The sequence below is a fragment of the Paenibacillus sp. FSL H8-0175 genome, from assembly GCF_045040615.1.
Taxonomy (GTDB): domain Bacteria; phylum Bacillota; class Bacilli; order Paenibacillales; family Paenibacillaceae; genus Paenibacillus_AQ; species Paenibacillus_AQ odorifer.
Window position 1 is genome coordinate 3,644,940 of sequence record NZ_CP150299.1, and the last position, 14,572, is coordinate 3,659,511.

11 protein-coding genes are annotated in these 14,572 nt (G+C 44.4%); 10 read left to right on the forward strand and 1 reads right to left on the reverse strand.

Features of this window, described 5'->3' with window-relative positions; translation table 11 throughout:
- Positions 1-14 precede the first annotated feature (14 nt).
- The 9 genes from treP (at position 15) to MHH46_RS16235 (ending at position 11,896) form a co-directional block, all read left to right on the forward strand.
- Positions 15-1,985, forward strand: coding sequence for a PTS system trehalose-specific EIIBC component (gene treP / locus MHH46_RS16195; protein WP_076130501.1), 1,971 nt, complete (start codon positions 15-17; stop codon positions 1,983-1,985).
- Positions 1,986-2,149: 164 nt separating this feature from the next.
- On the forward strand, positions 2,150-2,869 hold the full coding sequence (treR, locus tag MHH46_RS16200) for a trehalose operon repressor (RefSeq protein WP_036677129.1): 720 nt from the start codon (positions 2,150-2,152) through the stop codon (positions 2,867-2,869).
- A 545-nt stretch (positions 2,870-3,414) separates the two neighbouring features.
- The gene (locus MHH46_RS16205; RefSeq protein ID WP_081387762.1) at positions 3,415-5,232 is read left to right on the forward strand and encodes a glycosyltransferase; all 1,818 of its coding nucleotides are present in this window, start codon (positions 3,415-3,417) and stop codon (positions 5,230-5,232) included.
- 19 nt (positions 5,233-5,251) lie between these two features.
- Positions 5,252-7,378 carry an exosporium glycoprotein BclB-related protein gene (locus MHH46_RS16210; RefSeq protein ID WP_076190301.1) on the forward strand — a complete coding sequence of 709 codons (2,127 nt, stop codon included), beginning with the start codon at positions 5,252-5,254 and terminating at the stop codon, positions 7,376-7,378.
- A gap of 53 nt (positions 7,379-7,431) precedes the next feature.
- Complete coding sequence (locus MHH46_RS16215; protein WP_076190300.1) at positions 7,432-9,261, forward strand: fibronectin type III domain-containing protein; 1,830 nt, start codon at positions 7,432-7,434, stop codon at positions 9,259-9,261.
- A gap of 161 nt (positions 9,262-9,422) precedes the next feature.
- Positions 9,423-10,433: a phosphotransferase enzyme family protein gene (locus tag MHH46_RS16220; RefSeq protein ID WP_076190299.1), complete on the forward strand. Its 1,011-nt coding sequence runs from the start codon at positions 9,423-9,425 to the stop codon at positions 10,431-10,433.
- Between the two features lie 137 nt (positions 10,434-10,570).
- Positions 10,571-11,158, forward strand: coding sequence for a DUF1349 domain-containing protein (locus MHH46_RS16225; RefSeq protein WP_076130504.1), 588 nt, complete (start codon positions 10,571-10,573; stop codon positions 11,156-11,158).
- A 154-nt stretch (positions 11,159-11,312) separates the two neighbouring features.
- A complete protein-coding gene (locus MHH46_RS16230) occupies positions 11,313-11,576 on the forward strand; it encodes a hypothetical protein (RefSeq protein WP_076190298.1) in 264 nt (87 codons plus the stop codon).
- Positions 11,577-11,704: 128 nt separating this feature from the next.
- Entirely contained in the window at positions 11,705-11,896 is a 192-nt protein-coding gene (locus tag MHH46_RS16235; RefSeq protein WP_076130505.1) for a hypothetical protein, read from the forward strand.
- Positions 11,897-11,988: 92 nt separating this feature from the next.
- Here MHH46_RS16235 and MHH46_RS16240 read toward each other — a convergent pair whose 3' ends face one another.
- The gene (locus tag MHH46_RS16240; RefSeq protein WP_076130506.1) at positions 11,989-12,801 is read right to left on the reverse strand and encodes a class I SAM-dependent methyltransferase; all 813 of its coding nucleotides are present in this window, start codon (positions 12,799-12,801) and stop codon (positions 11,989-11,991) included.
- Between the two features lie 443 nt (positions 12,802-13,244).
- On the opposite strand from MHH46_RS16240, the gene MHH46_RS16245 reads away from it, so the two are divergent.
- Entirely contained in the window at positions 13,245-14,510 is a 1,266-nt protein-coding gene (locus MHH46_RS16245; protein ID WP_076190297.1) for a YncE family protein, read from the forward strand.
- Positions 14,511-14,572: the final 62 nt, after the last annotated feature.

Below are 14,572 nucleotides of genomic sequence, written 5' to 3' on the forward strand. Positions count from 1 at the left end.
TAAGGAGTGAAGATATGGCTATAGACCGCAAAAATGTTGAAGATATTGTACGGGCGGTTGGGGGCAAGGAGAATATTGAGGTTGCGACGCATTGTGTAACCCGGCTGAGATTCTCGCTGTATGACGAGAGCAAGGTGGATTCGGAAGCCCTGGACCGTAACGAACTCGTAAAAGGACAATTCTCTACGCAAGGGCAGTTCCAGATCGTTATCGGACCAGGAACTGTAGATAAAGTATACGATGAAATGATTCAAATCACTGGTGGTGCCCGCTCTTCCAAGGATGACGTGAAATCAGCGGCAGCACGGAAACAGAATCCATTGCAGCGGGCGATCAAAACACTGGCTGATATTTTTATTCCGATTCTTCCGGCCATCGTAACCGCAGGTTTGCTGCTTGGGATTAATAATATTTTGACCGGACCTGGTATCTTTTTTGATAGTAAGTCATTGGTAGATGTCTATCCTGCATGGAAAGACATTGCTGCGATTATTAACACGATTGCCAGCACAGCCTTCACCTTTTTACCAGCCCTTATCGGTTGGGCAGCTGTTACACGTTTCGGGGGCAGTCCTCTGCTCGGAATCGTGCTGGGTCTCATTCTCGTACATCCGGATCTATTAAGTGCCTACAGTTATGCAAGTGCTTCAACTGAGGGAACCGTTCCGACCTGGAATTTGTTCGGCTGGCATTTGGAGAAGATCGGTTATCAGGGGCAAGTATTGCCTGTACTGGTTTCGGCCTATATTCTGGCTAGACTGGAGAAGTTCCTCAACCGCCGGGTGCTTGATTCCATTAAACTACTGGTCGTTGCTCCAGTGACCCTGCTGGTTACAGGTTTTCTGGCCTTCACCATTATCGGACCCGTTACGTTCGCCATTGCCAATGCTATCACCTCGGGTTTGATCTATGTATTTGATCATTTTGCGCTCCTTGGTGGTTTGATCTATGGTGGATTCTATGCACTTCTGGTCATCACTGGGATGCATCATACTTTCTTGGCAGTCGATGTTCAGCTCATCGGCAGTGAGGGAGGCACCTTCCTCTGGCCGATGCTGGCGCTCTCCAATATTGCGCAAGGCGCTGCGGCACTGGCGATGATGTTCGTTGTTAGAGAACAAAAGGCAAAAGGGTTGGCGGCTACATCTTCCGTCTCTGCATTCCTCGGCGTGACTGAACCGGCAATCTTTGGGGTGAATATCCGCTATCGCTATCCTTTCATCTTCGGGATGATCGGCTCAGCAATTGCCGGTATGCTCCTTACCGTTAACCAGGTTCGAGCTTCATCCATTGGCGTAGGGGGAATTCCCGGTTTCCTTTCGATTTTCCCGAATCAGTGGGGCGTTTTCTTTATTGGCATGGTTATTGTTCTCGTTGTGCCATTTGCCGCCACAGTATTGTACGGACGTTCTGTAGTGGGTCGTTCCGAAAAGAACACAGCTACAGAGGCTTCTAGTACTACGAGCGAACCAGAGGAATTGAGCAGCCGTCATTCAGTTCAAGGGTCACAGGAATCAGTTAATATTCTAGAGCTTGTCTCACCACTTAGTGGAACTGCTGTATCGCTGGAACAGGTGCCCGATCCTGCCTTTGCTGAAAAGCAAATGGGTGAGGGAATTGCAATCGAACCTTCTGAGGGGAAAGTATATGCTCCCTTTGATGCTACAGTAGCCCATGTGATTAAGAGCAAACATGCGCTTATACTGGAGCATGCCAGCGGTGTTCAGGTATTAATCCACGTTGGAATTAACACGGTGGCGCTTAAAGGTAGCGGTTTTACCAGCCTGAAGAATATTGGTGATAAGGTGCAAGCAGGAGAGCTTCTACTAGAATTTGATATGGAAGCTATCCGCGCAGCAGGTTACCCGGTGATTACTCCAATCATCATTCCTGCAGGTCAGGAGATGGTCGAGAAGATCGAGGAGAAGACCGGACCAGCTACGGCCAAACAAACAAGCATCTTGACTATTCATCTCAAGGGTTGATAAAGGCTATATTGGCAAAGACTTTATACTTTAGAAAGACAGCCCCTTGGGGGCTGTTTTTCTATAAATATAAGAATTTATATGTTCAACGCTATAAATTTCCCTCCAATTGAATCGATGCTTCCAAAGGCATGACGTGATACAATAAAGGGCGGTGATCAAAATTGAGAGAAAATAAATATTTGCAAATTTATAATGAATACAGCAACCAAATCCATTCTGGACAACTGCTGCCGGGAACCAAGCTGCCTTCCGAAAGTGAACTCGCCGAAGCTTACGCTACTTCACGAGAGACCGTGCGCAAAGCGCTGAATCTACTTTTCCGTGAAGGATATATTCACAAAATTAAGGGCAGAGGCTCCTTTGTGCTTGACATGACCCGAATGGATTTCCCTGTTACCGGTTTGATTTCATTTAAAGAGATGGCCGATACCCTGGGTACTGCCTCGCGGACACTGGTAGAGCGGACGATACAAGAGCCGGCAGGCTCCGCAATCGCCAGACATCTGCAGATTCCACCTGAAACTCTGATTTGGAAGGTTGTTCGTGCCAGAGAGATTGAAGGTGAACGGATCATTTTGGATAAGGATTATTTTCGTGCGGATATTGTTTCCTTTCTGAGTGAGGAAATCGCGGAAGGCTCAATCTATGAATATCTGGAGCTGGAATTGGGTCTTAAGATCAGTTATGCGAAGAAGCTGATATCCGTTGAGCCTTCTACCGAGGAGGATCATAGACTGCTCGATTTGAAGAATTTTACGCATATTGTAGTAGTACGAAACTATGTGTATTTGGAGAACACGGTGCTTTACCAATATACCGAGTCTAGACACCGGCTGGATAAATTCCAGTTCGTGGATTTTGCTCGAAGGGTGAGGCGATAAGCTGATCCGAGGGTGTCCCAGTTTGGGATATCCTTTTTTTATGAGAGTTCCCTGTAAAAAAAATACAATCCGATTGTGAAATATGAAATCTCTATCCCTTTCAATCACTATCAGGTGTGTTGGAGTTATATAGCCAATACTGTGCAAATTTTCGATACAAGAGCGCTTTAGAGGTTCATTCGCTCCATTCGCAAAAACGATATATTAAGAAAAAAAGCTGCCCTCAGAGGCAGTTTTTTTATGTAAAAACCATTAAATACCATATTGTCATATGACAAAAGTGATGACAACCCACACTATTTAAATGTTCTTTATACATATATATTGTTGGAATATGGAAACAGCGATACCTTCATAGCTAGTCGTAACAAATACGGTAAACGTTGCAAGTCAGAATAAATGGGTGGAAAATCTTAGATTCCCGGCTGCCTTTTTGAGCTTATCATGATTTGTGAAACGGGCTAATAGCAACTTTGGTTGTCTTGAATGCAACGCTAATAGAATGGTAGATTTAGGGAAAATGTCGAATATAGGAGGAAAAACGATTGAATATTAGCATTATATTGTTGGCTCAGCACTTTAACCTGACCGTACAATGTCTGGATCGGATTAAGAAATATACGCCTATGTCCTATGAGCTGATTGTCGTCTCGGATAACGAATCTGCCGAAGTGTCGAATTACCTTGCGTATGAATGCGGCGTTCATGTCATTCATAGCCGGAGCAAAGGGGTTGCAGCAGCATTCAATCTGGGCGCGTTGTCATCTTCGGGAGAACGTCTTGTATTCATCCGCGATCAGATTATGGTAAACGAGGGATGGTTAGAAGAGTTGTCTGGCTGTCTGGACCATCATTCGAATGCTGCAATCGTGGGTCCGAGGATGAATGATGTTAGCGGCGCTCAACGGATTCCGATTGTATATCAGAACATGGAGCAACTCTATCAGTCGTCATCGATGCTTGCCAACGGAAAATCAAAGTCTTGGACCCGGGTTCCTAGACTTGTCAGTTTACTAATGATGATACCCCGTCGCTACTTTGAGCAGATTGGGTACTTTGATGAGCGATTTGAGGTCGAATCTTACGAGGATGACGATCTGTGTTATCGCACGTTATCTATGAACCTGGATATTTACATAGCCGAAGGATGCGTAGTCTTCCGGAAGGAACCTCCTTCAGTAGATCCCAATGATCCTGATTGGTACAATAACCGATTAATCTTGAATCGTGCTATGGCCATAAGCAAGTGGGGATTCGATTTAACTTCTTCCTTGTATAGCGGCACAAGGAAAGTCACTGTCAGCCTATGCATGATTGTAAAAAACGAAGAGCATACCTTAGGGCGTTGTTTATCCAGCGTGAGGGAGCTTGTCGATGAGATCATTATTGTGGATACAGGTTCGAGTGATGGGACCAAAGAGCTCGCGGCATCTTATGGAGCGCGGGTTTATGATTTCGAATGGGTGAACGATTTCTCCAAGGCAAGAAATTATGCCTTCAGTCTCGCTACTCAAGAGTACCTGCTGTGGTTGGATGCGGACGATTATCTGCATTCAGAGGATGCAGAGGCTCTCCAGTCCATCGTATCCGAACTACCATGGGATATCGATGCTGTATCGATGCATTATTATCTCGACCGTGATAAAGACGGAAGTGTAACTTCGAGCTTGAGACGTAATCGTCTGGTAAGACGAAGTTGTGAATTCCGTTGGATTGGAGTCGTTCATGAGTACCTTGAGGTCGCAGGCAATGTGTTCTATGCCGAGTTAGGCATAACACATGATCGAAAGCATACGCAGTCCTCGCGTAATCTTCTCATCTATGAGGGGATGTTGGAAGCGCAAATGAGGTTCACTCCGCGGGATGTATTTTATTATGCCAACGAGTTATACGATCACGGCCAATGGCAGCGATCGATAGAGCAATACGATGCCTTCATTGCCATGCCGAATGGCTGGATGGAGGACAAGCTACTTGCGAGTCGGCGTGCCGGAGATGCGTTGTCACAATTAGGTCTCTTTCAAGAAGCCAAGCTTAAAGTACTTCAAGCTTTTACCTTGTCGCCTCCCCGAGCCGAAGCCTGTTGTCAATTAGGGTCTTACGAGCTAATCGAACAACGGTTCGAGAATGCTGCTTTTTGGTACAAGCTAGCCACGGAAGTACCAAAGCCGACTGAGCCTAACGCTAGAGTAGACTTTCCGGCATGGGCGTGGCTGCCGCATTTGCAATTATGCGTCTGTTACGATCGCTTAGGACAATACGAACAAGCTCACTGTCACAACGAGATAGCTGGTAGCTATGTACCAGATTATCCGAGCGTCATGGCTAATCGCGATTATTTGAAGCAATACATAACTTTATAAATTTGAGGGGGATTTAGTAATGGCAAGATTGAAGAGGACGAAAGCAAGTGGCAAGAAAAGTGGCAAGCAGTTAGCTTACAAGAGCTCAATGGCATTTATTCTGATGAGTCAGTTGATTGCTCCCTTGAGCCCTGCTTATAGCAGTATTCTACCCCGGGCAAGTGCAGCAGCTTACAGTGATGTCGATTCTACCTCATGGGCATATCAGTATATCACTAAAGCTTCCGCGCTTGGGGTAATCGAAGGAGACGGTTCCGGATACTTTAGCCCTAACCGACCAGTCACGAATCAGGAAGCGGTTGTTATGGTACTCAGGTTCATGGGATATGAGCAGCCTAAGGCTACTAGCGGCAGCCTGCCCTTCACCGTAGATTCTTGGGCTACTGTTTGGATTCAGCAAGCGATTGACATCGGCCTCGTGATTCCAAGCGAGGAAGTGAGACCCAACACCGTCATCTGGGGAAAAGAGCAAGCAAGTCGAGAGTGGATAACACGTCTAATTATTCGTGCCGCAGGCAAAGAATCCGAGGCCATCGAGTTTAAGGATAGCGACATAGGTTTCTTAGATGCATCAGATGCATCGGACTGGGCAGCAGGCTACATTAATGCCGCAGTTAACCGCAATGTCATATCTGGCTTCCCTAATAATACTTTCAAGCCTAAGCAGACGGCTACTCGCGCCGAGTTTGCAGCTATCTTGTCTAAGACAGAAATATTTGCGAGTAAGGTATCCGATCGGATTATCCATGGCTCTGTCGTCTCGATGTCCAAAAATTCGATCGAACTCTTAAGCAGCAGCGGTCAGACGGAGAAGTTCGAAATCAATAGCAAATCTGTTCTGTTCGGGGACAATGGCAAGGGCGTGTTTCCTACGGGGGCTTTGGTGACGCTCATTCATAATGGAGGAATGGCATCGTTCGTTGAAGTGTTGGGATTAGGGGCTGTAGGTCAGACTAGTCCGAAAGGGGAAAAAGGAGATACGGGTGCTACCGGCGTAACCGGGGCTACTGGTGCAATCGGAGCAACTGGTGCTGAAGGGGCTACTGGCGCAATCGGAGCGACTGGCGTAACTGGTGCTACGGGTGCTGTCGGGGCTACTGGAGCAAATGGGGCGACCGGTGCTACGGGTGCTAACGGTGTAACAGGCGCTAATGGAGCGATGGGGTCAACTGGCGTAACAGGTGCACAGGGTATCCAAGGGATAACCGGTGCTACCGGATCGACTGGTGCAACTGGCATTGGTCTTGATAGCATTACTCCGTTTAGTTCAGCGATTTCCTATCATGCAGGACAAGTCGTTACTTATTTAGGAAGTATCTACATCGTTACTATAAACAACCCATCTGGAGTACCTTCTGATATAAATAACGACTTTACCTTGCTCGTCTCTAAAGGTGAAACCGGAGCTACCGGAGCTACCGGGGCCCAAGGAGTTCAGGGAATTCAAGGCGTAACTGGGGATACAGGCGCACAAGGAGTTCAAGGCGTAACTGGGGTAACTGGAGCAACCGGAGCCATAGGGGCAATAGGAATTCAAGGAGTAACTGGCGCAACCGGAGCTACGGGTGTACAAGGGATTCAAGGGATAACCGGAGCTACCGGGGCATCTGGCGCATCAACTATAATTCCATTCTCTTCCGGATCACCAATTACTGTAACAACAATCGCCGGGGGATTAAAAGGGACAGTTGCGATGCTTGGATTTGGCAGTTCGTACTCAGGAGCTAGTATAGTAGGTGGAACAATAGATTTAACCAAAAGTAATGGTTCTGATCCTACAAAAGATCCATACAACCAAGCGTTTATCGTTCCACGTAATGGTACGATCACTTCAATATATGCTTTTTTCAGCCCAACTTTAGCTTTTTCTTTAATAGGTACGACCGTAAACGTTCAAGCAGAAATATATAAAGCGGATAGTAATAGCAACAGTTTTACACCTGTTATTGGTTCAGCAGTATCTTTGGCGCCTAGTTTGACAGGAATAATTTCTATTGGATCTACTAGTGACGGATCAGTCAAAGGCATAAATACGGCTGTTCAGGCTGGCGATCGCTTAATGTTAGTGTTCTCTTCGACGGCTTCCGGTCTAAGCTTGATAAATACTGTAACAGGTTATGCGAGCGCCGGAATTGAGATTAAGTAATTCAAGATTTAAGGTAGGAACCATCCATTTTATTTGATAGGAAGTGATTAAAAATGGCAAGGAAGCTATTTTCGATAAAAAAATTGAGTTTAATGTTGGTGTTAGTTCTTATATTTCCATCCGTCATTCAATTCCCGTCTGTAGGAGCTGCAAAAGGACGCTCTTTTGAACAAGTAAAGCTATTGGCTGCACCAGCGAATCTGGCAGTCAGCGATTCAACCTCCTCAAGCATTCGCCTTACCTGGGATGCCGTAGGGGGAACCTCTAACACGGATGTGAGTTATAAGGTAAATCTAATGGAGTCTACCAATCGTAGCGTAAGCGATGTGGTCTATACCTTCGATTCAGGCGAATTAACGGAGTATACGGTGAAGGGATTGGTTTCCGACCGGAGCTATACATTCACGGTCCAAGCCGTAAACATATCCGGACCCGTGTCAAAAACAAGTCAACCTTTAACCGCAAGTACGCTTCCAGCGGAAGCGTACCCACCAACAACGAAGGAAGAGGAACTCCCTCCAGCCGATCAAGAATCACCGAGTACGCCCGAGTTAACTCTTTACAGTCGCACATCAGATAGCATTAGCTTGGCATGGAGTTCATCCGAGGATAATGTCGGAGTTGCGGAATATGTTCTATATAAGGACTCTGATCTGTTGGCAGAAGTAACGGTTAGCACAACGGTCTACACGGCCGTCGACTTGAAGGCTGGACAGGAGTATACCTTTTTAGTACAAGCTATAGACGAAACAGGGAACAAATCAGCAATTAGTAACGAGTTGAAGGTTAGTACACTTGATGTTGTAAGTAATGTTGGTCCCATTATGAGCATGGGCAACGGGAATTCCTTTCATACATTGACTGTACAGCCGGATGGTACCGTATGGGCTTGGGGCAATAATAGGAAGGGGCAGCTCGGTGATAGCACAACTATTGCTCGTAATAAGCCTGTGCGAATTGTTGGCTTGCCGGAGATAAGCGCCACATCCGTTGGACAAGACCATTCCATCGCACTCTCGACGGACGGAACGGTTTGGACATGGGGAAGCAATAGCGTGGGCCAGCTGGGTAATGGTACGTCGGAGCCCCAGCTTGTGCCGCAGCAAGTGCCTGGATTGGTGAATGTCATAGCTGTTCAAGCAGGTGAGCAGCATTCGTTAGCGTTATTGTCCGATGGAACGGTGTGGGCATGGGGACTTAACACATATGGTCAGCTTGGAGATGGAACCACCGAGGATAGTGCATTACCAGTGCAGGTTGCAGGTTTGGACTCAATCGCATCGATCTCAGCCGGAGCCTTTCATAATCTAGCGGTTAGCCATGATGGTCAGGTTTATGCATGGGGATTCAATGCTTACGGTCAGCTCGGTGATAACACAAAGAGCGACCGCTCAACTCCCGTGCAGGTTGCTGAGTTAAACAGCGTTACTTCTGTATCTGCCGGCTTTTATCACAGCATGGCAGTGAAAAAAGACGGAACCGTATGGAGCTGGGGAACGAACGTTAAGGGAATCTTGGGGGATGGGACAACCGAAGATCATTATACTCCCGTTCAAGCCTTGGATCTTGGTTCAGTTATCAGTGTATCCGCTGGTGCCTTGCATAGCATGGCTCTGAAAAGCGATGGAAACGTATGGATATGGGGAGCGAACAATGAGAGCCAGCTCGGCGGTAGCGCTGAATCGGAGCGTTCCCTTGCTTCTAAGCTCACCATTGGAAATCGTATCGTCGCTATTAGTGCAGGTTATATGAGCGGCGGTGCGGTTAGTGAGGAGGGGACCTTGTTGACCTGGGGGTATAATGGGTTAGCCCAGCTTGGTGATGGCACTTATACTAATGTCATAGAACCTGTTGCAATTTCGCTTGTAGAAGAATCTTATTAGATTTGAAGAGTAGGGAATTTCATGCCTAAGTGGCAATGAATTCCCTATTTTTATAGGTGAGTCAAAAAGAGAAAACTCTTTTCATATTCATTCTTTATCATTACAGCTATCCGTCTAGACTGTTAAAATGATGGAAGTATGGTAGACAAAGGAGATAAGCAATGAATAATGGCTTTCGGATCAATACTGAGGAGAACCGACACCGAACTCTGAGGCAAGTAAAACAAGCGGCGTTTCATGCTTTACAGGAATATGAAATAGACTGGAACTCCATTCACTTCATTCAAGTATCCGAACATGTCACCTTCCGCATTGTAAACGATGTGGGGGAACAGTTCTTGCTCCGCATTCACCCGGATAACAAACAACGCGAAGGAACCATTTCAGAAATTGAGTGGTTGTTCGCTTTGAAGAGCAAGGGCCTCCTCTTGCCCGAAGCTGTAATCAATCGTGAAGGTGCCTTTATTACGGAAACATCGGTGTGTGACGGACAACGGTTTTATTCGAGCTTAATGCGATGGGTCGAGGGAAAGCATGTAGACAAAAGCGAACTAACGGAGGAGGGCATCCGTAAAACAGGATCATTGATGGCAAAGCTTCATGAGGCCAGCTCTGATTTTAGTCCTTCCAGCGGCTTTACTCGTCCTTCTTGGGGTGCACTGAGCTTTAAACGGGACTGGGATCACCTAAGTCTACATCGCAAACATTTCATATCGGATGAGGGTTTTAAGTTATATTCCGCAGCCGCCACTAAAGTGGCAACATGTCTCGAAACGTTCACAAGACATGAACAAAATTATGGGATGATCCACGCGGACTTACATAATGGAAATGTCATTTTTCGGGATAATGAACCTTATCCTATCGATTTTGGCAGGTGTGGCTTCGGCTATCATCTTTACGATATAGCTCAGGCTATTATGGGATTATACCCAACACAGAGAGCTTATTTCGTCGAAGGATATCAGAGAATCAGGAAGCTGGAAAATGAATATATAATGAAGCTAGAGTGCTTCTTAGTCATGGCAATAATCGAAGCCTATAGCTTTCATGCAGAGAATCCGCTAGAGACCGAGGGTTTGATTGAAGAGCAGCCATATGCTCAAGCGATTTTGAGAGCGTATGTAAACGGGACAACCTTTTTATTTAATTCTCTGGATACTTCAAAATAAAAGATTAGAAAATGATGTGCGTTATATTTTTCAAATGGTATTATTAGGATGAACTGCTGAAAACTATTTAAATTGTATTTGGAATCTTAGCAATGAAAATGGTTGACAAAACTTTATAAAAAGTGAGGAGTAGAGCAATGAACTTTGATAAAGAACAGCTTTTTTGGATAAATCCAATCAATGATTATTCTATTACAGAAAACAGGATTGAATTTGTAACGATGCCGAATACAGATTTTTGGCAACGAACCTATTATGGTTTTAGAAATGATAATTCACCTGCACTGTTAATGAAAACTGCTGAGAAGTATTTTTCATTTATAGTAAGAACAGATTATGATAGTACACATAGATACGAGCAGTGTGGGATAGTCATCTATCAGGACAGTGATAATTGGTTCAAGGCATCGGTAGAATATGAAAATGAGGAATTCCAAAGACTTGGAAGTGTGGTTACAAATCACGGATATTCAGATTGGGCAACAACTGATATCGATGCAAACATTAAAACTATGTATTATAGACTAAGTCGACGCGAAAGTGATTTCTGTATTGAAAGCTCTTTGGACGGGACTACATTTGAACAGATGCGTATTTTTCATTTGTTTGAAGGGAATGAGGAAATAAATTTTGGCTTATATGCTTGTAGCCCAGAGAATTCTTCATTTAAAGGTGTTTTCACCGAAATGGAAATTACAGAGTGTAAGTGGTTGGAGCATAAATAGTCGTTTACGCAGCTGAAAGTGAACATTACTCAATAGAGCCTTCCTAAAAGGAAGGTCTTTTTTTATGAGCGGTATAAAGTTGTCATCAGTTTCCGATTTCTACAGTTACCCATGTGGTAAAATTAGGATAATTGGATCTTGGGAGGCGAGGACAATGAGTCTTGTGATGATCATTTTATTACTGTTCTTAAATATTCCAGTATATATATTTTTGTTTCGCGTGTTCTTCGTGGATAATGATGATTATAACGAATCGATTAGGCATACTTTTACACCTAACATCATTTCATTATTCCGGGGAGAGTATTGGAAGGATAGAATGAATACGGCAAGACTTCAGTTTTTTATACTCATTTGCGGTGGAATTGTTGTTTTGGAATACCTTGTTTTGCATAAAATAATTGATATTTTTCGTTAACTAGAACTTCATTTAGAAACTTCTGCTTATGGTGAGCAGGAGTTTTTTTATCTTGCATAAGCACCGCCCTATTATGGAAAACTTATGTAGTGCGAATAAACAGCATGAATCTATTTTGCGAGGTGATAATGATGACAAATCAAGATCCGCAGGAGCTTCTTAAAAGTAAACACAAGCTGGATGAGCAGAAGAGGCAGTTCACAAATTTTGCCCGAAGTGCTTCCGGTCATGGTGAAGCAGAAGCAGGCCAGGAATTCAGTAATGACCGAGTGCCAGATGATCAAAACCGCATGAAATCTGTTGAGAACAGACAAGATTGATCTTAAAAAGCTATCAAATAAGCCGATCCTTTTCTGGATCGGCTTAGAAAAATAATTTTTACGTTGTAAGGTTGTTCAATAGGTATCAGATGCTAGAGTTTTCTTGCTTTAATTACAAAAGTTACAGGAAGCATCTTTGCTTTTTTTGCAAAATCGCTTTTATCGTCCCGCGACTGCATAAGTTCATCATCAGATTGCTCAATCATTTGCTCAATAACAAATCCAGCTTTAGATAGCGCATTCACATAAGTTGATAATTTACGATCCGATAAAGTTAGCGTACTTTCATCAAGAGATACTGAATACCAAGATTCATCGAAATAACATTTTTTAAAAACAAGCATATCATTTTCTGCAACAACACATTTGTGTATAGGGTGAGACCAGCTGAAAATAAATGATCCATCTTTTTTAAGGTAAGAAGCAATCCGGCTAAAAGTACCCTCAAGGTCAGTTGTCCAGCCTATGGCATAAACCGAATATACAAAGTCAAAATAATCCTCTGGCAGGCCACATTCTTCTTCCATGGGTGAGCAGATCAATTTTGCTGAAAGACCGTGCTCCGTCAAAAGTTGCCTAGTCTTTTCGATTTGGTTCTCTGCTATATCCGTACCCCATAGTTCAGATGCATTGCGTTCCCCCAGATATTGCAAAGATTGACCGCTTCCACAGCCTATCTCCAGCAACTTTTTCCCTGAGACATCACCAAAAAGTTGGCATTGTTCTTCCGATACAAATGCTCCATAAAGAGGAAGTGCAGTAGCTCCTAAAACTTCATTTCCTTTTGTATCCCAAAATAAGCTGTTTGTTTCATGAATAGTATTCGTATCCATATCGACCGAGATGGCGACGCCAACCTCACCAGCGCCTATAACGTTTGTTCTATAACCAGAATTTTTGTCCATGCAGACACCCGCCCCAAATATAGATTATATAAGCCTAAACATATCTCCCGACTTGCGCGTAATCCCAATAACATATATCGAACACGAACAAGCTGAGGGATTAACCATAGAATAATCTACCATTTTCCCATGAACATATCCATCCAAAATTTCCCACAAAATTTCCAATTGTGAAATAAAGCATGAATTTCTGTTTATCTCTCGCAGGGGGAGCCAGAATAAGTATGAATGTTACGATATTTTAATTTACGAGAAGGATCAGTTTTTCATGCTGCTCTAGGCATGCAACTGGACTCGCACACACCTTTCCTAGATAAATAGGCAGTCAAGCTATAATTTAATTCTAGCTATTGTATAGTCCAATCCCGACTACAGTTCTTACATACATTAAAGAGAGACTGGTAGTTTATATTAAATCTTTAATTAAGGGAGGATTCACTAGAATGGCCATTCTATCATCAGGACCTATTGATAATAGCGCTGTGAGCGGTTTCAGACCTACTGAACAGGTGACGGTCAAGATTGATAACCGGGATGCGTTAAATCAGTCCGCAATTCTGATCCAAGGGTACAATTTAACCCTCACAAGGACCTTGTATGTAAGCGAGCTTGTTACTATTTCTCCAGACGAGGTGATTACAAGAAATTACTTTGCCAATCTGGATGCCTATGAGTTTGTCTTTACAACGGAAGGTCTTGCAGAATTACAGACGGAAATTTCCATGTGGGGCAAAAATACAGACGGGGAGCTGGTTACCGCCCACCGGCTTGTATCATCTGAGCTGCTGGGAACTGAAAATGGGGGAGCCACAGGCTCCGTTAACCGCATTTATGTTTCCAATTTCAATAGCAATGATGTTTCTGTGATCAACGGGGCAACAGGTGCGGTGATAGTAGTCATCCCTGTAGGTGTGAATCCTGCGGGAGTAGCCATAAACCCGTTAACTAATCGTATTTATGTTGCTAATTTGAACAGCGACAACGTATCCGTTATCGACGGAGCGACCAATACGGTGCTGGCTACCATTCCTGCCGGGGATGGAGCAGGTGCTGTCGCGGTCAATACTGCTACCAATGCTATCTATGTTGCTAACTTTAATGATAATAGTGTTACTGTCATTGACGGATTAACCAACACAGTGGTGACTACCATTATTCCCGCCGGCGGTTCTCCTTTTCCAACGGGGATCGGCGTGAATTCCTTAACCAATACTATTTATGTAGCTGAATTCAACTCGGATATTGTTACCGTCATTGACGGGTCTACGAATATGGTTATTACGCAGATTCCCGTTCAGGTTAATCCATTTCGGGTGGGCGTTGATCCCTTAACGAACCGGATTTATGTCTCGAACTTTACCAGTAACACCGTTTCAGTCATTGATGGAGCCACCAATACTGTGATAACTAACTTGCCTGTAGGAACGACTCCGGCTGAATTGGGAGTGAACATATCAACCAATGCCATCTATGTGCCAAACCGGGATGACGACAATGTGTCGGTGATTGGCGGATTAACGAATACGGTGATTACTACCATTCCGGTCGGGAATAATCCTAATGGTGCAGGAGTTAATCCATTGACCAACCGCATCTATATCACCAATCAGGATGATAACACGGTATCGGTCATTGATGGGGTTACCCAGACTGTGATTAGTGTTATTCCTGTAGGTGCACGTCCGTTCTCAGTCGGTGTCAATCCGTAGGAAGCAAGGACAAAGAATTTAGTACACTCTAAATTCTGTTCTTCATCTTACCGCAGGGGGTG